General features: G+C 73.9%; 18 protein-coding genes. 11 read left to right on the top strand and 7 right to left on the bottom strand.

The annotated features are described in order from the left end of the window. Positions 1 to 67: 67 nt before the first annotated feature. Positions 68 to 1,687: a flavin monoamine oxidase family protein gene (locus SYYSPA8_RS01430; protein WP_323445019.1), complete on the bottom strand. Its 1,620-nt coding sequence runs from the start codon at positions 1,685 to 1,687 to the stop codon at positions 68 to 70. Positions 1,688 to 1,896: 209 nt separating this feature from the next. Here SYYSPA8_RS01430 and SYYSPA8_RS01425 point away from each other — a divergent pair, with 209 nt between their 5' ends. From SYYSPA8_RS01425 to SYYSPA8_RS01410, 4 genes are all read left to right on the top strand, one after another. Further along, positions 1,897 to 2,502: a TetR/AcrR family transcriptional regulator gene (locus SYYSPA8_RS01425; RefSeq protein ID WP_323445018.1), complete on the top strand. Its 606-nt coding sequence runs from the start codon at positions 1,897 to 1,899 to the stop codon at positions 2,500 to 2,502. A 180-nt stretch (positions 2,503 to 2,682) separates the two neighbouring features. Further along, positions 2,683 to 4,206 (top strand): hypothetical protein, encoded by a 1,524-nt coding sequence (locus tag SYYSPA8_RS01420; RefSeq protein ID WP_323445017.1) that lies wholly within the window; start codon positions 2,683 to 2,685, stop codon positions 4,204 to 4,206. A gap of 126 nt (positions 4,207 to 4,332) precedes the next feature. After that, the gene (locus SYYSPA8_RS01415; protein ID WP_323445016.1) at positions 4,333 to 5,622 is read left to right on the top strand and encodes a MoxR family ATPase; all 1,290 of its coding nucleotides are present in this window, start codon (positions 4,333 to 4,335) and stop codon (positions 5,620 to 5,622) included. Continuing rightward, positions 5,619 to 6,896, top strand: a complete 1,278-nt coding sequence (locus tag SYYSPA8_RS01410) for a vWA domain-containing protein (protein ID WP_323445015.1) — start codon at positions 5,619 to 5,621, stop codon at positions 6,894 to 6,896. Before SYYSPA8_RS01415 ends, SYYSPA8_RS01410 begins: the two co-directional genes overlap by 4 nt. 216 nt (positions 6,897 to 7,112) lie before the next feature. Here the strand turns inward: SYYSPA8_RS01410 and SYYSPA8_RS01405 are convergent, their stop codons facing one another. Together SYYSPA8_RS01405 and SYYSPA8_RS01400 are read right to left on the bottom strand one after the other, a co-directional pair. Next, complete coding sequence (locus tag SYYSPA8_RS01405; RefSeq protein WP_323445497.1) at positions 7,113 to 8,411, bottom strand: MFS transporter; 1,299 nt, start codon at positions 8,409 to 8,411, stop codon at positions 7,113 to 7,115. Positions 8,412 to 8,603: 192 nt separating this feature from the next. Beyond that, the gene (locus SYYSPA8_RS01400) at positions 8,604 to 9,269 is read right to left on the bottom strand and encodes a polysaccharide deacetylase family protein (RefSeq protein WP_323445014.1); all 666 of its coding nucleotides are present in this window, start codon (positions 9,267 to 9,269) and stop codon (positions 8,604 to 8,606) included. Positions 9,270 to 10,224: 955 nt separating this feature from the next. Between SYYSPA8_RS01400 and SYYSPA8_RS01395 the strand changes: the two genes are divergently transcribed. Beyond that, positions 10,225 to 10,473, top strand: a complete 249-nt coding sequence (locus SYYSPA8_RS01395) for a hypothetical protein (protein ID WP_323445013.1) — start codon at positions 10,225 to 10,227, stop codon at positions 10,471 to 10,473. Between the two features lie 1,083 nt (positions 10,474 to 11,556). On the opposite strand, the gene SYYSPA8_RS01390 is transcribed toward SYYSPA8_RS01395, so the two are convergent. Both SYYSPA8_RS01390 and SYYSPA8_RS01385 read right to left on the bottom strand, forming a co-directional pair. Then, complete coding sequence (locus tag SYYSPA8_RS01390; RefSeq protein ID WP_323445012.1) at positions 11,557 to 12,015, bottom strand: ASCH domain-containing protein; 459 nt, start codon at positions 12,013 to 12,015, stop codon at positions 11,557 to 11,559. Between the two features lie 191 nt (positions 12,016 to 12,206). Continuing rightward, positions 12,207 to 13,619, bottom strand: a complete 1,413-nt coding sequence (locus SYYSPA8_RS01385; RefSeq protein ID WP_323445011.1) for an aminopeptidase P family protein — start codon at positions 13,617 to 13,619, stop codon at positions 12,207 to 12,209. A gap of 225 nt (positions 13,620 to 13,844) precedes the next feature. Between SYYSPA8_RS01385 and SYYSPA8_RS01380 the strand changes: the two genes are divergently transcribed. Together SYYSPA8_RS01380 and SYYSPA8_RS01375 are read left to right on the top strand one after the other, a co-directional pair. Then, a complete protein-coding gene (locus tag SYYSPA8_RS01380) occupies positions 13,845 to 14,828 on the top strand; it encodes a helix-turn-helix domain-containing protein (protein ID WP_323445010.1) in 984 nt (327 codons plus the stop codon). Between the two features lie 112 nt (positions 14,829 to 14,940). Next, a complete protein-coding gene (locus SYYSPA8_RS01375) occupies positions 14,941 to 15,510 on the top strand; it encodes a DinB family protein (RefSeq protein ID WP_323445009.1) in 570 nt (189 codons plus the stop codon). Between the two features lie 139 nt (positions 15,511 to 15,649). Here SYYSPA8_RS01375 and SYYSPA8_RS01370 read toward each other — a convergent pair whose 3' ends face one another. After that, positions 15,650 to 16,747, bottom strand: coding sequence for a TolB family protein (locus SYYSPA8_RS01370; RefSeq protein ID WP_323445008.1), 1,098 nt, complete (start codon positions 16,745 to 16,747; stop codon positions 15,650 to 15,652). Positions 16,748 to 16,972: 225 nt separating this feature from the next. Next, complete coding sequence (locus SYYSPA8_RS01365) at positions 16,973 to 17,890, bottom strand: hypothetical protein (RefSeq protein ID WP_323445007.1); 918 nt, start codon at positions 17,888 to 17,890, stop codon at positions 16,973 to 16,975. A gap of 157 nt (positions 17,891 to 18,047) precedes the next feature. Here SYYSPA8_RS01365 and SYYSPA8_RS01360 point away from each other — a divergent pair, with 157 nt between their 5' ends. The 4 genes from SYYSPA8_RS01360 to SYYSPA8_RS01345 all read left to right on the top strand — a co-directional run bounded on the left by SYYSPA8_RS01360 (position 18,048) and on the right by SYYSPA8_RS01345 (position 21,096). After that, on the top strand, positions 18,048 to 18,488 hold the full coding sequence (locus SYYSPA8_RS01360; protein ID WP_323445006.1) for a hypothetical protein: 441 nt from the start codon (positions 18,048 to 18,050) through the stop codon (positions 18,486 to 18,488). Between the two features lie 310 nt (positions 18,489 to 18,798). After that, a complete protein-coding gene (locus SYYSPA8_RS01355; RefSeq protein ID WP_323445005.1) occupies positions 18,799 to 19,773 on the top strand; it encodes an AraC family transcriptional regulator in 975 nt (324 codons plus the stop codon). Then, on the top strand, positions 19,770 to 20,519 hold the full coding sequence (locus SYYSPA8_RS01350; protein WP_323445004.1) for an SDR family oxidoreductase: 750 nt from the start codon (positions 19,770 to 19,772) through the stop codon (positions 20,517 to 20,519). The genes SYYSPA8_RS01355 and SYYSPA8_RS01350 overlap by 4 nt, the downstream gene beginning before the upstream one ends. Beyond that, positions 20,512 to 21,096, top strand: a complete 585-nt coding sequence (locus tag SYYSPA8_RS01345; RefSeq protein WP_323445003.1) for a hypothetical protein — start codon at positions 20,512 to 20,514, stop codon at positions 21,094 to 21,096. Before SYYSPA8_RS01350 ends, SYYSPA8_RS01345 begins: the two co-directional genes overlap by 8 nt. Positions 21,097 to 21,209: the final 113 nt, after the last annotated feature.

Raw genomic sequence — 21,209 nt, 5'->3', positions numbered from 1 at the left:
CGGACGGGCGCGGGACCTGCCGGGCGCTGCCGCCGGCCGGGCCCCGCACCGCCGGCGGCTCCCCCCGTCAGCCGGCCAGGGCCCGGGCGTGGACCCTTTCGACCGCCCGGCGTGCCGACGCCATCGAACCGTGCTGCCAGCCCAGCGTGTTGCTGAGCCAGTCCCCGGCGAAGAGGACCCGTCCCGTCGGCTCGGTGAGCGGGCGGAAGGCCGCGCTGTTCACGACGGCGTTGTGCTCCATGTCGGCCGCCTGCCAGCCGCTCTCCAGGAAGGGTTCGCGCCCCCACAGGACCGAGAGCGAACTCGCCAACTCCGCGCGGGCCTTCGGCCCGTGCACACGCTCGGCGCGCCTCACCATCTCCTCCGTCCGCCGGGCGGGGGACAGCCGGTGGAGCGTGTTCTCCGCGCCCTCCACGAAGGCGACGAGCACGCCGCGCCCACTGTGGTGGTCGTGCGACGGATACCACAGCGACGAGTCGTGGCCGTACGACGTGATACCGCCGTAGATGGCGAAGTCGTCCTCCCACCAGCGGCGGCGGTACTCCAGGGCGATCTTGGCGGGGAACTCCGGCAGGAACGTGCGCAACAGGGCCGTCGCCGCCGCCGGCAGTCCGGTGATGCCCGCCGCGACGAGCGGCGGCGTCGTCACGATGCAGTACGCCGTATCGAGGACGCCGGTGCCCGCCGGGCCGCGACAGGTGACCCGGGTCCCCCCGGGGCCCTCGGCGATGGACGTGACCTCGACCCCGCAGCGGATCCGCTGCCGTCCGACGCGGTCCGCCAGGGCCTCCGTGATCCGGTCCATCCCGCCGACCGGCTGGAGCAGGGTCGACGCCATGTCGAAGCCGGAGTCGAGCAGCCAGTGGTACGCCACCTGCCGCGAGAACACGCGATCCAGTGAACCGGGCGGCGGCAGTGGCACGCCGGGGGAGCCGGCGGCGCCGGGGTTCACCGCGAAGCCGCGCAGCCTCGGGTCCGCCGGGTAGGCCCAGCCCTCGGACCGGCCGCCGATGCCGCCCGTCGTCCGCAGGAACTCCAGCAGGCGTTCCTTGTCGGCGGCCGAGAGCTGCGCGTCGAGCGCGCCCCCGTCCGTCGCCTTGGCCAGGAGTTCGGCGATCACGCCGTACGCGTCGGACCGCGCGGTCTGGGCGCGGACCTCCCCCGGGGCGTCCGGGTCGTGGAGGAACGTCCGCGTGTTGGAGACCGAGAACACCTCCAGCGGCACGCCGAGTTCACGGCAGTAGTCCGTGCTGAGCGACCACTGCGGGAGCATCGCGGGCCCGGCGTTGAAGTACTGGCCGGGTGCGAAGCGCGCCCGCTGCGTCACGCCCTCGGTGTCGGTGAGGGTGTCGCCGCCGCGCACAGTGAGGCTGCGGCCGCCGATGCGGGGGCGGGCGTCGAGAACCGTCACGTCGTACCCGGCCTTGCGCAGTTCGTACGCGGCGGTGAGGCCGGCGACACCGGCGCCGACCACGGCGACGCTCGCCGCGCTGCGGCCGGTGAGGGTGAAGTCGGAGGCGCGCGGCGCGCGGAACGGCGGGGCCGTGGCGCTCGCGGCGGCCGGGGCGAGGCCGAGCGCGCCCATGGCGGCGAAGGCCGCGCCCGCGCCTCCGACGGCGCCCACGGTGTGCAGAAAGCCCCTGCGGGTGGTCGGCGTCGGCGGGTCGGTTCGTCGGGAGTCCGTCACGTGCGTGCCTCCTGGGCAGAACGAAGGATCACGACCAATTAATTGATCGACTGGTCGGTCTATTAATAGACCCGATGGCGGACCGGGATCAACCCCTGCCGACCGAACGGCCTCCCGCGCCGACCGCCCCCAACCGCCGCCGACCGCCGCCGACCGCCGCCGACGGCCCCGGCCGCCCCGTCCTGCCCGGGCGGTAGGGTGAACGGACCATGCGCACCGTCGATCCCGTCAAGCACGCCGCCAAACGCCGCCGGATCCTGGAGGCCGCCGCGGCCTGTTTCGCCGAGAAGGGCTTCCACGGCACCCGGACGGCGGACATCTGCGCCCGCGCCGGAATGAGCCCCGGGAACGTCTTCCACTACTTCCCGAGCAAGCACGCCATCATCGCCGCCCTGATCGAGCAGGACGGCGCCGAGACCGCCGATCACCTCGCCGCGCTGACGACGGCGAAGGACCCGCTGGCCGCCCTGTTCGGCCTGGTCAACGACGTGGTGAACCTCGCCGCCGACCCCGCCTACGCGGGCCTGGCCCTCGACACCGCCGCCGAGGCCCAGCGCGACGAGCACATCGCCGCCCTCCTCGCCCGCAACGACCGTGCGCTGCGCGCCGGCATCGCCGGCCTGCTCCGCCGCGCCGCCGCCGACGGCGGGATCGACGCGACCCTGGACCCGGACGCCACCGCCACCTGGATCGCCGCCCAGATCGACGGCCTGTTCGCCCGCGTCGCCACCGACCCGGAGTTCGCACCGCTGGAGCAGGCACCCATGCTGCGCCTGCTGCTCACCCGCTTCCTCGGCGCCCGCCCGGCACGGTGACCTGCCCCGGCGTCCCGACACCCCGACATCCTGTCAGGGCCGCCCGGGCCGCCGGAGCCACCGGAGCCGCCGGGGAACTCGCCAAAAACTCCTGGCACATCGCAGCGACGGTCGGTACGATCCCCCGGTGATGAAGCCTTCTCTCAGATTGGGGGACCCGTCCGCGCAAGGTGAGTGCTGATGCCCACCCCCTTCGCGAACGAGGACACCCGTCTCTCCCTGTGGCTCCGCGTACGCCGTTTCGCCGTGCCACCGTCCATGATCGAGACCGCGACCGCCCGCCGCCGTGCCGGTGACTGGGCCGGTGCCTGCGCCGCCGCGGGCATCGACACCGATCTCGACCTCCGCTCCGTGGCGCGCGCCCACGGCCGGGAACTCGCCTCCCGGATCCGGGCCGATCTCCGCCATCTCGCACCCGACCTGCTGCGCTGGCACATGCCGAGGGTCGCTCCCGACGGGCTGCTGCGCCCCGGCCTGACCATCCCCCTGGCCCGGTACGACACCACCACCGGGCAGACCGGCTCCGGACCCGGCAGGGGTACGCGCTCCGTGCATCTCGTGGCCCGGACCCCACCGGCCTGGGCGGACGCCGGCCAGCGCATCGTCCTGACACTGTGGGACGGGTCCCGCCACGGGTCCCGCTCCGACGCCGGCACCCGCCGGTATCCGCACCCCCACCCCAGCCGGCGGTTCCGCCTCGATCTGCACCGCCATCTGTGGGACGCGCGCAGCGCCCCTGAACTGCGGTTCCGGTCCGGGGCCGACGGACCGCCCCCCGACGGCCGCACCGTGCCGTACCCGGAGGTGCCCAACGGTCCGCACGGCGTGCCCGACGGCAACCGCTGCGCCGTCGACCGGTGGGCGGCGGAGGCGGGGATCCTGCTCCAGGCGGAGGGACGGTCCACCGGCACCGTCGCCGTACGGTTCGGGGCCCGGCAACGGCTGCTCCTGCACCTGGACGGGGACAGCGAGAGCGCGGGCGCGGGGCCGCCCACCCTCCGGATCACGCCGGCGGACCGGGGCGGCACGTCCACCGTGCCCGTCCTGCCCGACGCGGCGACCTGGGTCCTGCCCGATCTGGAGCTGATCCGGGCCGGGTTGATCGGGGCCGACGCGCTCCACCCGCTGGTCGCCGCCGCGCTGATGCCGGGCCACTCCCCCGCCGGGCCGGGCCCGGCGGGAAGGACCGGCCGGGCCGGGCAGCCGCGGATCGTGGAGTGCCGGGGAGCGCGGCACCGGATCGGCCTGGTCGACGGGGTCCTGGCGGCGCTGGACCACGACCCGGACGAGATCCGCCGGGAGGAGCTGCTGGCGGCGCTGACCGGCACGCCCCTGCCCTGTCTGCGGGCCATCGACGAGGCGCACCGCCGTCCGAGCTGTCTTCCCGACGTACGCGGACGTCTCGACCACGGCGACACCGCCGGCGCGCTCGCCGTGGTCGAGGGCCTGCTGGGGCCCGGCGCGCTGCTGCGCGACGGCGATCTGCGGGAGGAGCTGGAGGCGGCGGCGCGGCGGCGGATCGCGTACGGGCTCTTCCGGGCCGGTCTGACCGGCCCCGGGCCCGGCGGTGTCCACCCCGACCGCGACGGACCGGACGACGGGCGGCCTCGCCCCGGCCGCACCCGTACCGGCCGTGAGCGTACCGGCGGCCCCACCCCCGGGCGCGACCGGCGCTCGCACCCGCGCCACGCCTCCTCGCGCTGACCTGCCGCCTCCTTCCGACTTACGGCTTACGGCTTCCGGCTTCCTGACAACCGACCCCTGACCACTGGTCCGAGGGCCGGGGCCTCGCCCCGTCCCTCCCACCACCGCACCCCCAGGTGATCCCGCATGCCCATGAACTCCCCGTCCACCGCGCCCCATACCGTGTCCGGCCCGGCCGGCGTCCCCCGACTGGAGGTCGCCGACGCCCTGCTGGCCCTGCTGCGCGACTCGACCACCGAACCGCGCGCCGACGCGCAGCTGGAGGCGCTGACGCTGGCCGTCGCCGCCGACCTGCCCGTCCTGCTGTGGGGCGAGCCGGGCATCGGCAAGACGGCCGCCCTGACCCACCTCGCCGCCACCCTGGAACTTCCCCTCACCACGGTGATCGCCAGCGTCCACGAGCCGTCCGACTTCTCCGGCCTGCCCGTCGTCGGGGACGACCCCGCCGAGCAGGGCGTGCCGATGGCCCCGCCGGACTGGGCCGTACGCCTGGTACGGGCCGGCCGGGGGCTGCTCTTCCTGGACGAGCTGTCCACGGCGCCGCCGGCCGTGCAGGCCGCCCTGCTCCGGCTCGTCCTGGAACGGCGGGTCGGCGCCCTGCGCCTGCCGCCCGGGGTCCGGATCGTGGCCGCCGCCAACCCCCGTGCCTCGGCCGCCGACGGCTGGGAGCTGAGCCCGCCGCTGGCCAACCGGTTCGTCCATCTCCCGTGGACGCACGACCACGAGGTGGTGGTCCGCGGACTGGGCGGGACCTGGCCCCGGGCGACGCTGCCACGGCTCGCTCCGGAGAGGCTGGAGCAGGCCGTGGACTTCGCCCGGCGTGCCGTGTGCGGGCTGCTCGCCGCGCGCCCCGGGCTCGTCCACCGGCTGCCCGCCGGCGAGGCCCGCCGGGGCGGGGCGTGGCCTTCGCCCCGCAGCTGGGAGATGGCGTTGCACCTGATCGCCTTCGCGACCGCCGCCGGCTCCTCCCGCGACGTACTCTCCGCGCTGGTCCGGGGCGCGGTGGGGGACGGCCCCGGCCTTGAACTGCTGGCCGCCCTGGACCGGATGGACCTCCCGGACCCCGAAACCCTGCTCGCGGACCCGGCGGGTGCCGACCTGCCCGAGCGGGGCGATCTGCGGCAGGCCGTGCTCGACGCGGTGGTGGCGGCGGTCCGCAACCGCCCGGAGCGGGCCCGCTGGGACGCGGCCTGGGCCCTCCTGGCCCGGGCGGTGGAGACCGGCGCACCGGATCTGGTGGTCGTCCCCGCGACCACCCTGGCCTCGCTGCGCCGCGAGGACTGGGACGTCCCGGCGTCGATCGAACGGCTCGCCGGAGCGGTGGACCTCTCCCGGCGGGCCGATCGGGCGGCCGATCGGGCGGCGGACCGGACGACGGCACGGGCCACGGCCGCGGCGGCGAAGGCAGGCCGATGACCGGGGAGTCGCAGACCGGCGTCACGGGCCCGGGGCTCCCGGACCCGGCGGCGGTCCTGGACCGCGACAAGCTCTTCACGGCCCGGCTGCACGCGGCCCGGGCCCGCCCCTATCTGGCGACGGCCCTGTTCGCCCTGCACACGGTCGCGTCCCGGCAGGTGCCGACGATGGCCGTGGACCGGCACTGGCGGTGCTACGTCTCCCCCGCGTTCGTGGACCGCACCCCCGTCGAGGAGTTGGCCGGCGTCTGGGTGCACGAGGTGTCGCACCTGCTCCGCGACCACCACGGGCGCAGCGACCGGTTCGCGCGGGAGCACCGGCTGAGCGGCCCGGCGGAACGGCTGCGGATGAACATCGCCGCGGACTGCGAGATCAACGACGACATCTTCGGGGACGGCCTGGTCGGTCCCGGGGACGCGGTCGGCCCCGAGGCGCTGGGGCTGTCCGGCGGGCAGCTCATGGAGGACTATCTGCGTCAGTTCCGGCTCGGTCCGTACACCCAGGACATGGCCTGGCTGGACTGCGGCAGCGGCGCCGACGGCCTGGAACGCATGTGGGACCTCGGGCCGGACGGGGCGCGCGGCCTCAGCGCGGAGGAACGGGATCTGGTCCGGTTCCGGGTGGCGCGGGGCATCAACGGCCGTCCGGGGAACGCTCCGAAGGGCTGGCGGCGGTGGGCGGAGGAGGTGTTCCATCCGCCGCAGCCCTGGCGGGAGCTGCTGGGCGCGGCGGTCCGCGCGGCGACGTCCGGCTCCGGCGCGGGCGAGGACTACACCTACGGCCGCCCGTCGCGCCGCTCGTCCGGGATCCCCGGCGTCGTCCTGCCGAGCCTGCGCCGCAGGCCGCCCCGGGTGTCGGTGGTCATCGACACCTCCGGCTCGGTCAGCGACGCGGAACTGGGCAGTGCGCTCCTGGAGGTCACCGCCATCTGCCGGGCGGTGGGCGGCCGCCGCGACCTGGTGTCCGTGTTGCCGTGCGACGCGGCGGCCCCGCTCGTGCACGCGCTGTGCCGCGCCGAGGGCATCCCGCTGACGGGCGGCGGGGGCACCGACCTGCGCGCCGGCTTCGACCGGGCGCTCCGGTCACGGCCGGGGCCGGATGTCGTCGTGGTCCTGACCGACGGCCAAACCCGGTGGCCGAAGGCGCGTCCGGCGTGCCGGACGGTGGTGGGACTGTTCGCCCGGGAGCACCGGAGGCGGTCGTGGCGCGAGGAGGACGCGGAGTACGTGCCGGAATCGCCGCCCGACTGGGCCCGGGTGGTCTCCATCGGATAGCGGCCCGCCGGGGTGGGCCGGTGGCGCTGACGGGCCGGGGGTCTCGGGTCTGGTGCCCGGGGTCTCCCCCGGCCCGCCGGCGGACGAGAGGGGTAGTCCCCTCAGGTCCCCAGACGGCCGAGGGGAGGGATCGCCAGGTGGAGGAGGGGCCCCGGGCCGCCAGGCCCGGGGGGTAGAGCGCGGTGCCAGGGCCCGGCAAGCTCCGCCGGACAGACCCTAGGCCGGCGCGGGCTCCTCGTCGGCGGTGGTGGCGGTACGGGCCGGCGCCGCCGTCGGCCGGGTCTCCGGGAGGGCGGCGAAGCAGGCCGTGCTCAGGACCGCGATGCCGGTGAGCCAGAGGGCGACGCCCCACGGCGGGCCGTCGCCGTCGGAGACCGCCGTCGCCACGATGGGGGTGAGCGCCCCGCCCAGGACCCCGGCGAGGTTGTAGCCGACCGCGGCCCCCGTGCACCGGATCCGTGCCTCGTACAGCTCGGGCAGGTACGCGGCGATCACCGCGAACATGGTGACCAGCGCGATCAGCGCCACGACGAACCCGAGGAGCATGAGCGCCGGTCTCCCCGTGTCGAGGAGCGCGATGAACGGGAACATCCACAGGGCCGCGAGCACACTGCCCGCCAGGCACATCGGACGGCGGCCGAAGCGGTCGCCGAGGAGCGCGGCCACCGGCGTCAGGAGGCCGTTGACCGTGACCGCCGCCGTCACCAGGGCCAGCATCAGGGTCGGGCTGAAGCCGAGTTGCTCCGTCCCGTACACCAGGGACCAGGTGGTCACCGCGTAGAAGACCGCGTAGCCGACCGACAGGCCCCCCGCGGTCAGCAACAGCAGCCGCCAGTGGTCGCGTACCACTTCGACGGCGGGTGCCTCCGCCCGGCGGCCGGACTCGGCCAGCTCACGGAAGTGCGGGGTCTCGGTGAGCGAGGTGCGCAGCAGCAGACCGCCCACCGCCAGCACCCCGGCGGCCCAGAACGGCACCCGCCAGCCCCAGGCGAGGAACTGGGCGTCGGAGAGCGAGGCGGTCAGGGCCAGCATCGTGCCGTTGGCGAGCAGGAACCCCAGCGGCGGCCCCATCTGGGGGAAGCTCCCCCACAGTGCGCGCCGTCCCGGCGGCGCGTGCTCGGCGGTGAGCAGGACGGCGCCGCCCCACTCGCCGCCGAGTCCGAGGCCCTGGAGGAAACGGAGCACCAGGAGGAGGATCGGGGCGGCGATCCCGATGGTGGTGTACGCCGGGAGGAAGCCCACGGCGGCCGTGGCGAGTCCGGTCGTCAGCAGGGAGGCGACCAGGACGGGACGCCGTCCGTAGCGGTCGCCGATGTGGCCGAACAGGACGGATCCGAGCGGGCGGGCGATGAACCCGATGCCGAAGGTGCCGAAGGCGGCCAGGGTTCCGGTGAGCGGAGTGAAGGTGGGGAAGAACAGCGGCCCGAGGACGAGCGCCGCCGCCGTGCCGTAGACGAAGAAGTCGTAGAACTCGATGGCGGTTCCGACGAGCGACGCCGAGGCGACCCGCAGCATCGACGGGTCACCCCTCCGGCCGGACGGGGGCACCGCGGGGCGATTCGCAGACATACCGGGGTCAACTGTCGTGACCCACCGGTGGTTACGGACCATCCCGGCGGGTTTGACGACCGCGTGACGCGGGGGTGACGCCCGCGTACGGATCCCCCCGGACCGCGGTCGGGCCGGTCGCCCGGACCGGCCGGCCGGTCAGTCCCGGATGTAGTCCCGCAGCCGCGCGGGCTTCAGCCCCGCCGCGTCGGCCGCCGCCAGTACCCGGGTCAGATCGGCGGCGAGGTCCGGGGTGAAGTGGAGGAGCACGATGTCGCCGGCCCTCAGCTCCGGCGGCGGCGGAGGCGTGCCCCAGGTCGTCTGGTCATGGGTCCAGGTGACCACCGCCTTGGAGCCGCAGGCGCGCGCCGCGGTACGGGTGTCCGCGTTGAAGGCGCCGTACGGGGGCCGGGTCAGCCGGGGTTCCTGGCCGAAGGTGGCCAGATGCCGGCTCCGGGCGCCGCAGAGTTCGGCCCGCTGCCCCTGCTCGTCCAGGGTCGTCAGATCCTGGTGCTGGACCCCGTGGTTCTCGATCCGCGACGGGCCGTTGTCGACGATCCGGCGGAAGTAGACGGTGTCGTACGAGGTCGCGCCGGGCAGCAGGAAGAGCGACGCGGGCACCTGGCGGTCCAGCAGGATCCGGGCGGCGGCCGGGTCGTGGTACCAGCCGTCGTCGATGGTGACGAAGAAGACCGGGTCCTCGGTGTCCACCTGGCTCACCACCGGCGCGGGGGCGGGCCAGGAGGCGGCCCGCGCCGGGCTGCTCAGCCCCACGGCGACGAGCAGGGGAACGAGCGCGGCGAGTACGGCACGGGGTTTCGGCATGGCACCGCAGAGTGGCCTGGACCCGCGCCCCTGTCAATGGTCTGGACCGGATAAGGAGCAGGTGGGCACTCCATGTTTCCGCGGCCCGCCCGGCGCGGCACGGGGGCCGCCGGGCCGTGCCGCGGGCAGTGGGCGGGCCGGGCGCTCAGGGCACGGCGGTGGCAGCACCGGGCGCCTCACTCCCCGATCCCCTGGTCGCAGGAGCAGATCCAGTAGCCGCACAACGGGCAGGCGTCGTCCTCGTCGTCGGGTTCGAGGCCCGGGTATCCGTCGTCGTCGATGTCGGAAAGGAACACTCCTCCCGCCTGCTGGGAATGGCGGTGTCCGCGTATACGGGGGTGGCCCGTGACCGGGCGGGGCCGGTCGCACGGAGCCGTACTGAACACCGCGTCAGCAGGGCTCTCCCCTGCCGTTCCCCCTGCCGGGCGGGCCCGGCTCACGGTGGCGGAGGGGGACGTGCGGATGCGCGCACGGTGGTCGCGAGGGAAGGACAACTGGCAGGAATGGGTACGGAGATACACGGTCGACTCCCCGGTCTCATCGGGAGGCACGGCCTGCGGGGACGCCTGTCCCACGCGCCGGCGGTGGCTCGGTCCGGTCCAGGCCCTGCCACGGTGACCTGCGCGGGCAGGGGCCCATATGTGTTTCTACTCCTGCGCGCGGACGGTGCGAACCCCCCGGGCAGGACCGGCGTGTGCCGTCCTTCGCCCGCGCGCCGGATCCGGCGGGGCACGAGGGCCGGCGCGGGGCCTGCCACAGCACGTCCCACGGCCGGGCGCGGCCGCGGGGTCCCGGCCGTCACGACAGGAGGGTGTTGGGGCGAGATTCAGCCATGATCACAGCAGGGATGGCATCATCGATTTGGTTAGGCTAACCTAACCAACACCTCTCCGGCGGCCCTTCACGGCCCCTTCGAGAGGCGGCCATACGTCACCACGACCGGAAGGGGTATCGCATGCGTCCGCACCTGCCCGGCACCGGCGAGCACAGGGCGGCCGCCGCCCCCTCCCCGGCGGAGGCGGCGCAGCCGGCCGCCGAACCTACCGCGTACACCGGCCCGTTGGCCAGGAGGCTGCGCGCGGTCACCCCGCGCGGAGCGGACCGGGGTACGGGCAGGGGCCCGCGCACGGTCACGGCCATCGCGGGCGGAGTGCGCCGCCGCACGGGAGCGGCGCCCCGCACCTTCCCGGAGTTCGCCGCATGAGCCACATCAGCCACATCAACCGCATGAACCGCATACGGCATACGAGCCGCATGAGCTACGTGAGCTACGTGAGTCGTACGGGCTGCGGGAGCCGCAGCGGCAGCGGCCGCTCCACCCGCGGGCCGCGACACAGCGCCACCGCACGGTCGGTGGCCCCCTGATCGGGGCGGGCGCGCGGGAAAACGGTCCCTCTCGCGTGCCCGCCTCCCTTCTCCCCGGGCCGCCCCCCTCTCCGGCGCACCCCGACGGCGGCCGCGCGGACCCGACCACGTACCCTGCTGTGCCGTTCGGCACCTGAGGACGCGCGGAGGAACTGGGGAGACCGGGATCGTACGGGCGTGGGTCGACGGCTGGGCCGTCTCGGGCGGGGCCGCTCCTCCCCAGGAGGAGCCCTGGGGTCTCACCGTCGATGTCGGGCTGCCCGGTCATGTGACGCGGCATGTCCTGCCCGACGCCGACGAGGCGACCGTCCGCAAGCTCACGGAGGCCGTCACCGCCCCCGGCACCTGGCTCAAGGTGTTCGTCACCGCGGAGACCATCGCCCCCTGGCTCGCCCCCGGTTGGTCCATCGAGGCCCCCGGCTTCCTGATGTCCACGGCCCTGCGGCCCTCCTCCGCCGCTCTCCCCGCGGGCCACCGGCTGCGCACCTGGAGCCGGGGCGGCGTCACCCGGGCCCTCGTGGTCGACGCGGACGGAGGGTACGCCGCGAGCGGCCGGCCGGCCGAATCCCCCCGTACCGGATGGGCCGTGTTCGACCGGATAGCGACGGCACCCGAGCACCGCCGCCGGGGCCTGGGCGGGTGGTCATGCGCACCCTGGCGGACGCGGCTCTCGCCGAGGGCGGCCCCCGGACCGGGGTCCTCGGGGCGACGGCGAGGGGCGGGGCCTGTACGAGTCCCTCGGCTGGACCACGCACGCGCCCCTGACCAGTATCGTCCTCACCCGCTCAGGGGCCGGCGCCTGAGCGGCCGACCCGGGCCCGGGTGCCGTGGGCGGGTTGCCGCCGGGCCGCGCGGTCCTTCGGCCGACGGCCTGCGCGGGCCTCTTGCCGACCGCCCGCGCGGGCCTTCTGCCGCCGGGGCCTCAGCCCGTCGCCGGGCGCAGATCGGCGACGACGTGGAAGCTCTCCAGCACCACCGGTGTCGTGTCGTCCACCGTGAAGGCGGGATCGCCCAACGCCGTACGCATCTCCTCGCCGTGCCAGAAGGCCTCGTGCAGCGTCCGCCACTCGGCGACGGTGATGGGGCCCTCGCCCTCCGCCTGCGCATGGGCGAGGTCCACCTCGCCGAGGGGCACGACACGTACCGACGTCACCTCGATGACGCAGACCGGACGGTCACCGGAGTCGACCACCGCCGATCGCCGGCCGGCCTCGGGCAGCGGCTCCCGTTCCCGCTCGTACTGGATCGCCAGTCCGGTCGTCGTCGTCTTGGACCCGTCGAGGATCGCGGCGACGAGCCGGTCGCGCAGCGGCCCGGGGAAGGCGAACTCCTCCGTGGGCAGGGACAGGGGATCGATCGGTGCGGTGGAGTCGGTCGTCATCGCATGATCCTAAAGTGCCTCCGGCAGCCCGCTCCGGGCAGGGCGACGCACACGTCCCCGTGGGCCCGGCCGACGGCGGTCAACGGCGTCCCCCGGCACGCTCCCCCGCCGGCGGCGTCCGCGCGACGACCGGGCGGCGGCCGGGACCGCGGCACCGGGCCCCTCCGCCGGCGCCCGCGATCAGCCCGCGATCAGCCCGCGAACCGGGCCATCCACGCCTCCACCTCGTCCGCCGACCTCGGCAGGCCCGCCGACAGGTTCTGGTGACCGCCGTCGGTGACGAGCAGGTCGTCCTCGATCCGGACGCCGATGCCGCGCCACTCCTCGGGGACGGTGAGGTCGTCCGGCTGGAAGTACAGGCCGGGCTCGACGGTGAGCACCATGCCCGGCTCCAGCACGCCGTCGACGTAGTCGTCGTTCCGGGCCTGCGCGCAGTCGTGGACGTCCAGACCGAGCATGTGCCCGGTGCCCGCCATGGTGAAGCGGCGCTGGAGGCCGAGTGCGTACGCGCGGTCGACCGGGCCTTCGATGAAGCCCCACTCGACCAGCCGGGACGCCAGGTGACGCTGGGACGCCTCGTGGAAGTCGCGGTACGCTGCGCCCGGCTTGACGGCGGCCATGCCCGCCTCCTGCGCCTCGTACACCGCGTCGTAGACCGTGCGCTGAACAGGAGTGAAGGTGCCGCTGATGGGAAGCGTGCGCGTGACGTCGGCGGTGTAGAGGGTGTGCGTCTCGACACCGGCGTCGAGCAGGAGCAGGTCCCCCGGGCGCACCGGGCCGTCGTTGTCCGTCCAGTGCATGATCGTGGCATGCTCGCCGGCGGCGCAGATCGAGCCGTAGCCGACGGAGTTGCCCTCCAGGCGCGCGCGGCGGAAGAACGTGCCCTCGATCCACCGCTCGGACGTCGCGACCGCCCGGGACAGCTCGCCGATCACGTCGGTGAATCCGCGGACGGTGGAGTCGACGGCCTTGCGGAGTTCGCCGATCTCCCAGTCGTCCTTGACGAGGCGGAGATCGCTGAGCGCCTCCTCCAGTTCGCCGTCGCGCTCCTCGTCGGTGGTGACGGCGGCCTCCAGGGACGGGTCGACGCCCCGGACGATCCGGGTCGGCGCGCCGGAGGCGGCGGCGAGGTCGCCGGCGGCCGTGCGGACGTCGCGGCAGGGCAGACCGAGGACGACGGCCGCCTCGGCGAGGGAGCGGCGCCGGCCCATCCACAGCTCCGCCGTGTTCCCGGTCCAGAACTCGTTGTCGTCCCTGCTGTCCCTCGGCAGCTGGTAGCAGTAGGCGTCGTGGCCGCCGTCCGCCCGGGGTTCGAGGACGAGGGCGCCGTCCCGGGCCCGGTCACCGGTCATGTGGACATAGGCCGAGTGGGGCCGGAACGGATAGGTGTCGTCGTTCGAACGGACCTTGAGGTTCCCCGAGGGGATCACGAGACGTTCGCCGGGGAAGCGCGCGGAGAGCGCGGCACGGCGGGCGGCCGCGTACGGGGCCTGCTCGCCGGGGAGCAGGTCGTGCCGCTCGGTGTCCGCCCACCCCGTCCGCATCAGCGCGGACAGTTCGTCGGAGATCCCGGAGTAGAGACCGTTCTTCCGGCCTTTCGCCATGTCGTGCACCTTCCTCTGGATGGATCCGTTGGATGGATCCGTCAGCGGCGAGGGACGGGGGGAGCCGCCGGGGCCTGCTTCCCGCCGCTCCGGCCCGGGTGCCCTCGCCACCACCGGTCGTCGGCGGCCCCCGGACGGTATCCCGCACCGTGCCCGGCCGGTGCCGGGAAGCGCCACTGGCACGGATCGGCCACGGCTCGACGGGGGCCGTCGATAATGGGGCGCATGACGGACGCGAAACTCGGCGAGGCCCTCCGGCTGCTGGGGCTGGACCACACGGCGGCCCGGGTCTATCTGGCACTTCTGGAACGGGCCCCCGCCCCGCTGAGTGCGATCGCGGACGCGGCCGGTGTGGAGGGTGCGGACCTCGCCACGGCGTACGGCGCGCTGGTCGACGCCGGTCTGGCCAGTGCCGCCGAGGCGGACGGGGGTGTGGTCGCCCCGGTGCCGCCCACCGCCGGCCTGGAGATCCTCGCCCGGCACCGGGCGGCCGAGGTCGAGGAGTCCCGTATCGCCGTCGGGGGCGCGTTCGAGTCGTTCCGGCGGCAGCGGCTCGCCGCGTACAACGACGATCTTGTCGAGGTCGTCACCGGCGACGCCATCGGGCCCAGGATGCGTCAGGCGTGGGCGAGCGCCCGCGATCAGATCCGGCAGTTCGAGTCGCCACCGTACTTCCCCCTGTCCGGCGCCACGCACGACGCACTGGACACACTCGCCCGCGGGGTGACGCAGCGGGTCGTGTACTCACGGGAGTCGCTGGAGCACCCGGGTCATCTGAAGGACGTCATCGAACCGTGCGTCAGGGCCGGCGAGCAGGCCAGGGTGCTGCCGTCGGTACCGGTCAAACTCGTGATCATCGATGAGGCGTACGCGCTCGTCTCGTTGTCGATCAAAGAGGCCGACGTGCACAACACCATGCTGGTCGTGCAGCCGTGCGGTCTGCTCTCGGCGCTCATGGCGCTGTTCGAGCAGTCCTGGCGGAACGCCCTGCCGTTCCAGGGCCGCACCACCCGTCCGGGCGGCCTGCCCCCCGGTGACCGCCGCCTGCTGTGGCTTCTCGCGGGCGGCGCGAGCGACGAGGTCATCGCCCGCGAGCTGGGGATCAGCCGCCGCACGCTCTATCGGCGGCTACAGATCCTGATGGCCCGGCTGGGCGCCGCGAACCGCTTCCAGATGGCCTTGCAGGCACAGCGCAACGGATGGCTGTGACCGGCGGGGGAACCCGTCGGCCAGGGGTCCCGCGCGCTCTCGCCCACGGGCGCGTCCGTCGGTGGCCCCCGCGGAAAAACCCACTGGCCGACCCGGGCCCTCACGGGTGAGCATGGCCCGCATGGACGACGCACCCGCACGATGGACCCGGGCCACCGCCTACCCCGACATGTGGACCGACCCGGACGACGACCCGCGCACCGGCGAGGGAGCCGGTCCGGACGGCGAGCAGGCCACGCTGCGGGACTTCCTGAAGAGCTACCGCATGACCCTGCGGATGAAGTGCGAGGGCCTGGACGCGGAACAGCTGGCCCGCCGGTCGGTCCCGCCGTCGACGATGTCGCTGCTGGGTCTGGTGCGCCACCTCGCCGAGGTGGAACGGGACTGGCACAACTGGATCAGGGAGGGTGACCCGCTGCCGACGCTGTACGGGGATCCCGACGGGGACTTCAACGGCGCTGTCGCCGATCCGGCCGTGGTCGACGCCGCGTACGCGGATCTGGAGCGCGAGCAGGCGGCGACCGACGCCGCGCTGGCCGGGCACCCGGATCCGGGCGAGCGGGTGGGCCGGGACGGGATCGCCGTGCGGGAGCTGATGGTGCACAGGATCGAGGAGTACGCCCGGCACTGCGGGCACGCCGATCTGCTGCGCGAGTGCGTCGACGGAAGGGTCGGCCAGTAGGGCTTGTGCCGCTGAAGGGCCGTGCGCGGGGACCGGAGCCGGTCGCCCGCCACCGCCCCGGTCCGGGCACGGCCGTCGGCTCGCGCGGCAGGCGCCCGGACACCGGGTGCGGCAGGGGGCCGGCCGGCGGCCGGGGCGATCAGAAGAAGCGGCGGACGAAGACGTCCGATGTGCCGTTGGTGTCGCCGGGGACGATGTTGTCGGCCGCGGACTGGAAGACGACGTCGCGCCCGCCGGCGCTGACCGAGTCGGCCTCGGCGGTGGCGGGCTGGTCGGAGACGGTCTCGTCGGCGCCCGTCCGAAGGTCGCGCAGGACGAGCGAGGGTCCGCCCGTGCCGCTGGGGGCGTGCAGCAGGTAGCGGCCGGTGGGGTCGATGGCCACACCCTGTACGTTCGGCACCAGTTGGGCGGCGCCCGAGCCGATGTCGTGGACGTAGGTGTCGGGGCCGGAGTGGTAGACGACCTTGCCGCCGTTGTCACTGAGCTGGACGAGCGACACGGTCGTGGACGATCCGGCGAGCGGGCCCGCTGTGGTGCCGGTGGTCCGGTCCCACAGGTAGACGCCCTCCTTCTGGAACGTGAAGTCCTGGTAGGCGACATAGCGGCCGTCGCCACTGATGGACGGCCGGGCCGGAGCCAAGGTGCCGAGGGAGGCGATGGTGTGGAAGCCGCCGTTGCGGTCCGCGACCACGACGTCCCGGAACAGTCCCGGGGAACGCAGGGAGCCGAAGGCGAGGTAGCGGCCGTCCCCACTCAGCGACGGCTGGTTGCAGCGGCCGCAGATGATGGGAAGCAGGCCAAGGTCCAGGGAATGCTGCTGGATCCGCTCGGCGGTCATCCCCTGTCGCGGAGCATTGGCGGCGACCTGTCTCCCGTCGCCGCTGATCGCCGGGGTCCAGCCCTCGGCCAGGGGCTCCGTCCTGGTCTGCCCGGCCCGCCGGTCGCTGACGTACACCGCGTTGCCGCCCTGTGCCGGGCCGTTCTTCAGCGACGTGAAGACGACGCTGCGGCCGTCGGGTGTGATCGAGGCGGCGCCGTAGCCTTCGTCGGTCGCGACGCTGATCCTCTCGACACCGACGCTGAGACCGCCCATCGCGACGGCAGTCGGCCCCGGTGGGGCGGCTGTGGCGGCCGTGGCGGCCGTGGGCGCGACGGCCGTGACCGCGCAGACCACGAGCGCCGCGCTCAGGGTGGCCCGTAAACCTCTGGTGGTGCTCCTGCTCGTCTTTCCCCTCATTTTCCCCCCAGACAGGACACAGTCTCTCCTCTGGATCTCCACCAGAGGACCATTGAGCATGCAACCGTGGCGCCGTGGAGTCAATGCGTCACCTGAGGTATGCGCGAGATCCCGTCAGTTCCCCTGAGCCCTGCCAACTCCTCGACGCACGCTCCCTCCGGGTCCCGGCATCCCCGCCCGGCGGGCGCCCCCGCCTCCGTCCCCGCCTCCGCGCTCGCGCCGTGTTCAGCGACCGATGCAGAGGAAGCGCAGGTAACACGCGTACGACAGCCCGCGCCGCCGGTGCCTGACGCTCCTCACCTCGGCGCTCAGCCTCCCGTGGAGGGCGCTGTTCTGCTGGATCTCGACCGTCCGCCGGCCGAACTCCTGCCGCTGCTGACGGGCCTTGTCGCCTGCGAGCGCGTTCTCCCGGGTGAGACGTTCCTGGCCCTCCTCCAGTTGCTTGCGGGCCTGCGTGCGCAAGGCGTCGGCCTCGTACTCCACCGTTCTGCGCTGGTCGGTGAGCTGGGCCCGGCGGAGTGTGACGCCCTGGTGGATCGACTGCCGCTCCACCGGGGCGAGAGCGCTCGGTTGGCGGGCGACGGCGGACGCGAGCACGGCTTTGCGCCACTCGTCGAGGGCGATCGCCTTGGCTTCGCCGATGCCCTGAACGTTGACGAACTGACCGCTGTGGGAGACGAGTACGGCGCCGGTGCTGGTGTAGGAGCCGTTCTGAACGGTCCGGTAGCCCAGGAAGTCGGCTGCCGTCCTGATACCCGCGGCGGCGAGACGAGCGGCGAGTGTCGGGCCGATGCCGTGCGGCGGGGACTGCGCGATGACCCGCCGGGTGAGCTGGTCCCGGACGTACGCGGCCTGCTTGCCGGCCAGCGCCCTGGCCAAGTCCTGGCGGAGTTCCTCCGCAAGCGCGTCGATCCTCTTGTCGACGTCGCGCAGCTTGCGGATCTTGCGCTTCTCCACCTCTGCGAGTTCAGCGTGGCAGCGGTCCGTGAGTCTGTCCTGGGCCTTAGGGTAGGGCGGGCCGGCCACGGCCCGAACGCCGCTCTCGGCGGCGGCCGAGGCCACCGCGACGGGCAAGGCCGTCGAGGTGGTTTCGGAGCGGACCGAGTACTCGTCGACGACGGCGAACCCCGACGGCACCTTCACGCTGACCCAGTCCGGACGGGCGCGTCATACCCCCTCCCCACGTGGTGGAAATGACCAAGAACACCAACCCGAAGACCGGACAGGTATTTCACACATGGGGCCCTCACAACACTCGACCTGCTCGCCCTGACGAGTTGCCTTGACAGGAGATTTCTCGATGAACCCCAATGAGTTCACTCCGATCAAGGAGTGGCGGGAATCGTTCACAGGAGACGGCCTCGACCATGTCGACTTTCTCACCGACCGGACAGGTGTCGCCGAATGGCTCGCACTCAGCCGGGTGTTCCGTCCGCAGTTCGTCCAGCGCCGGGGCTGCGTCCTTTGGCAGCGGGCCGCAGGCGATGATCTCGTCGATACCTGGTTCGAGCAGTTCGGCGGTGACATCCGCGCCGTGGAAGCCTTCCTCAACCGCCTGGTTCTGGCGGATGTGATCCGGTGCGACATCGACGAGGAGACCGATGCGGCGCTGACCGCCATCGGCAACGCGATCCGCGCCATGTGGAGCTGTGCCCTGGCGGAGGCGTTCCCGGAGGAGTCCTTCGACGTCTGGGTGAAGGAGACCGACGACGGCCCGGTCGTCAGCTTCGCGTCCAGATGATGCGCCGACCCGACCCGGACGCTTTTCGGTGACTGTCTCGTCATAGAGACCCGATAGCGGTCGAGCCCTCGCAGCACGTGGACCATCCCGAAGCAGCCCCACCGGAAATTCCCCGGTGGGGCTGCTTCGGTACCCATGGGCAAGAGCCGGCGGAATGGCGGGCGACCGTGCCGGCAGCACGTCGAAGGCCCCGGCACCGTCGCCCTCCTGCCGGCCGGCACAGCTCCGCACCTCGTGGCGTGATCGTTCAAGACACCCCCGTACCGCCGCACCTACCGTGCCCGTCAGAGCCGGAAGGAAAGGGGCGGTCATGGAGGAGATGGACGAGTACGCGAGTGCCCACCTGGTGGCACTGGTGCAGCGCGCGCTGGCCGCGCAGGGCATCCACACCGTGGCGCCCACGAGCGCCGGGGCCCTTCTGCCGTTCCGGGCGAAGCACCGGTTCCTGACGGGCGTGGCCCGTGAGCACGGGCTGATGCCCCTGCTGCGGGTCGGCGCGGCGCTGTCGGCGTACTCGTCCGATCCTGCCGTCTCGGCGCTGCTGGGTTCCGTCACTCCGCATGATCTGTTCGAGCGGTGGCAGCGGCTGGAGCGGTTCACGCACTCCCGCCACCGTGTGGTGGTCCGGGAGCGCGGCGCCGTGTACCTCGTCGCGGAGCATGTCGGGCCGCCCGGGGCGCCTCCGGATCCCGCCGCGGACGCCCTCGTGCTCGGGGTGCTGACGGCGCTGCTGGCGCTGTGCGGCGCGCGGGACATCACGGTCGACGCGGGCCGCGGGGGGTCAGGACCGGTCACCGTGTTCTCGGGCGGTGGCTTCACGGCGCCCCCGCCCGGGCTGGACAGCGGCCTGTGGCGGTTCACCTGGTCGCACACGGCACCGCCCGCTGCGGCGGCCCGCGCGCAGGAGCCCGGTCAGGACGCGGTCTCGCGGGCGCGCAGGCTTCTCGCCGCCGATCCCGCGCGGCGCTGGACGCTCGGGGGGCTCGCCGCTGAGCTGGGAGTTCCCCCGCGGAGCCTCCAGCGGCGGCTGGCGGGCGCGGGCGGCTTCGGCGGGCTGCTGGGGAGAGTGCGTACGGAGGCCGCCGCCGAACTGCTCATGCGCAGCGGGCACAGCGTGAGCGTCATCGGCTTCGCCTGCGGCTACGCGGACCAGCCCCATTTCACCCGCCACTTCAAACTCCGGACCGCCATGACACCGGCGGCCTACCGCTCGGCGTTTCGGCAGCCGGCCCCCGGCGAGCGCGGGGGCCCCACCCACGTACCGACGAAGAGAAGGACTCCATGAACCTCACCGGCAGAACGGTGCTCGTCACGGGCGGCACCCGTGGTGTCGGCCGGGCACTGACCCGGCAGTTGATCGGGCTCGGCGCGCATGTGGTGGCCGTGGGCCGTGACCCCGGCCACCTCGCGGACCTCACCGCCGAGTACGGCGACCGCGTGTCGGCCGAGGTGGTGGACCTCGCGGATCCGGACGCCGTCGACGCCTTCGGCGACGGGCTGCCCGCCCGCCACCCCGGCCTCGGTGTCGTCATCAACAACGCCGGGGTGCAGAACCTCGGCGACTTCCTGACCGGCGATCCGCGCGACACGCGGCAGGTGCTCCGCCGGGAGCTGGCCGTCAATCTGGACGCCGTCATCACGCTCTCCACGGGCCTGCTGCCCCACCTCCGCGACCAGCCGTCGGCCGCGATCGTGAACATCAGCAGCGGTCTCGCCGTCGTTCCCAAGGCCTCGGCGCCCGTGTACTGCGCCGCCAAGTCCGCGGTCCGTACGTTCACCCGGGCCCTGCGCTACCAGTGCGAGGAGGCCGCGCCCCACATCCGGGTCATGGACGCGGTCCTCCCCCTCGTCGACACCGACATGACGGCGGGCCGCGGCCGGGGCAAGATCAGCCCGGCCGAGGCGGCGCGGGCGGTGGTCGACGGCATCCGCCGCGACCGGGCGGAGATCCTGGTCGGCAAGGCGCGTCTGCTGCCCGCCCTGATGCGCATCGCGCCGTCCGTCGGCTACCGGGCGCTGCGCCATGGCTGACGCCCCGGCCGCCGCTCCCGGCACTCCCACCACCCGCACCGGACGGATCCTGGTACGGCTCGACCGCGCCGCGCACCGGCCGTGGTTCCTTCCGGCGCTCGCCGCCTTCCCGCTGAGCGACTACGTGCTGCCCTTCCTGCCCAATCAGATGCTGCTCATGGGGGTTTCGGCGCTCCATCCACGGCGCTGGCCGATGATCGCCCTGACATTCGTCACCGCGTCCGTCGTGGGCGCGTTCCTGGTGGCGTCGGCCGTGCGGTCGGCAGGGCCATGGCTGCTGGAGACGGTCGGGGCGCCGGCCCCCGGCGAGGGTGGACTCGGTCCGGTGGCGCGGCACGGCATCTGGGCGCTTGCCCTTCTGGCGCTCCTGCCGTGGACGCCCCGGGTTGCCGTCCTGGCGTGCGCGCTGGCCGGCATCCCGCCCTGGTCGATCGCCCTGGCCGTGCTGGCGGGCCGCCCGCTGCCGGTGACGCTCCTCGCCACGGTCGGCGCGCGGGCGCCGCATCTGCTGGGCCGGTTCCGGCGGGTCGAACGCGTGCTGGCAGAGGTGCGGGCGCGGCGCGCGATCCCGTCCTGAGGGACCGCAGGAGGTTTCCGGCGGCGGCCGCCCCCATCCTGGGGAAGGAGCCGGTGCCGGGGCACGGATCGGGAAGCCGGGGTGGACACCCCCTTGCGGAGTGAGTTAGGCAA

Source organism: Streptomyces yaizuensis, assembly GCF_034961445.1.
Lineage (GTDB): Bacteria > Actinomycetota > Actinomycetes > Streptomycetales > Streptomycetaceae > Streptomyces > Streptomyces yaizuensis.
This window is presented reverse-complemented; position numbering and strand designations above follow the sequence as displayed.

What these genes read in the sequence shown, in the direction of transcription:
- SYYSPA8_RS01385 (WP_323445011.1), bottom strand. Translation starts at nt 13,619, where the DNA reads ATGGCGAAAGGCCGGAAGAACGGTCTCTACTCCGGGATCTCCGACGAA.
- SYYSPA8_RS01370 (WP_323445008.1), bottom strand. Translation starts at nt 16,747, where the DNA reads ATGAGGGGAAAGACGAGCAGGAGCACCACCAGAGGTTTACGGGCCACC.
- SYYSPA8_RS01410 (WP_323445015.1), top strand. Translation starts at nt 5,619, where the DNA reads ATGACCGGGGAGTCGCAGACCGGCGTCACGGGCCCGGGGCTCCCGGAC.
- SYYSPA8_RS01355 (WP_323445005.1), top strand. Translation starts at nt 18,799, where the DNA reads ATGGAGGAGATGGACGAGTACGCGAGTGCCCACCTGGTGGCACTGGTG.
- SYYSPA8_RS01345 (WP_323445003.1), top strand. Translation starts at nt 20,512, where the DNA reads ATGGCTGACGCCCCGGCCGCCGCTCCCGGCACTCCCACCACCCGCACC.
- SYYSPA8_RS01400 (WP_323445014.1), bottom strand. Translation starts at nt 9,269, where the DNA reads ATGCCGAAACCCCGTGCCGTACTCGCCGCGCTCGTTCCCCTGCTCGTC.
- SYYSPA8_RS01375 (WP_323445009.1), top strand. Translation starts at nt 14,941, where the DNA reads ATGGCCCGCATGGACGACGCACCCGCACGATGGACCCGGGCCACCGCC.
- SYYSPA8_RS01425 (WP_323445018.1), top strand. Translation starts at nt 1,897, where the DNA reads ATGCGCACCGTCGATCCCGTCAAGCACGCCGCCAAACGCCGCCGGATC.
- SYYSPA8_RS01415 (WP_323445016.1), top strand. Translation starts at nt 4,333, where the DNA reads ATGCCCATGAACTCCCCGTCCACCGCGCCCCATACCGTGTCCGGCCCG.
- SYYSPA8_RS01420 (WP_323445017.1), top strand. Translation starts at nt 2,683, where the DNA reads ATGCCCACCCCCTTCGCGAACGAGGACACCCGTCTCTCCCTGTGGCTC.
- SYYSPA8_RS01380 (WP_323445010.1), top strand. Translation starts at nt 13,845, where the DNA reads ATGACGGACGCGAAACTCGGCGAGGCCCTCCGGCTGCTGGGGCTGGAC.
- SYYSPA8_RS01395 (WP_323445013.1), top strand. Translation starts at nt 10,225, where the DNA reads ATGCGTCCGCACCTGCCCGGCACCGGCGAGCACAGGGCGGCCGCCGCC.
- SYYSPA8_RS01390 (WP_323445012.1), bottom strand. Translation starts at nt 12,015, where the DNA reads ATGACGACCGACTCCACCGCACCGATCGATCCCCTGTCCCTGCCCACG.
- SYYSPA8_RS01350 (WP_323445004.1), top strand. Translation starts at nt 19,770, where the DNA reads ATGAACCTCACCGGCAGAACGGTGCTCGTCACGGGCGGCACCCGTGGT.
- SYYSPA8_RS01405 (WP_323445497.1), bottom strand. Translation starts at nt 8,411, where the DNA reads ATGCTGCGGGTCGCCTCGGCGTCGCTCGTCGGAACCGCCATCGAGTTC.
- SYYSPA8_RS01360 (WP_323445006.1), top strand. Translation starts at nt 18,048, where the DNA reads ATGAACCCCAATGAGTTCACTCCGATCAAGGAGTGGCGGGAATCGTTC.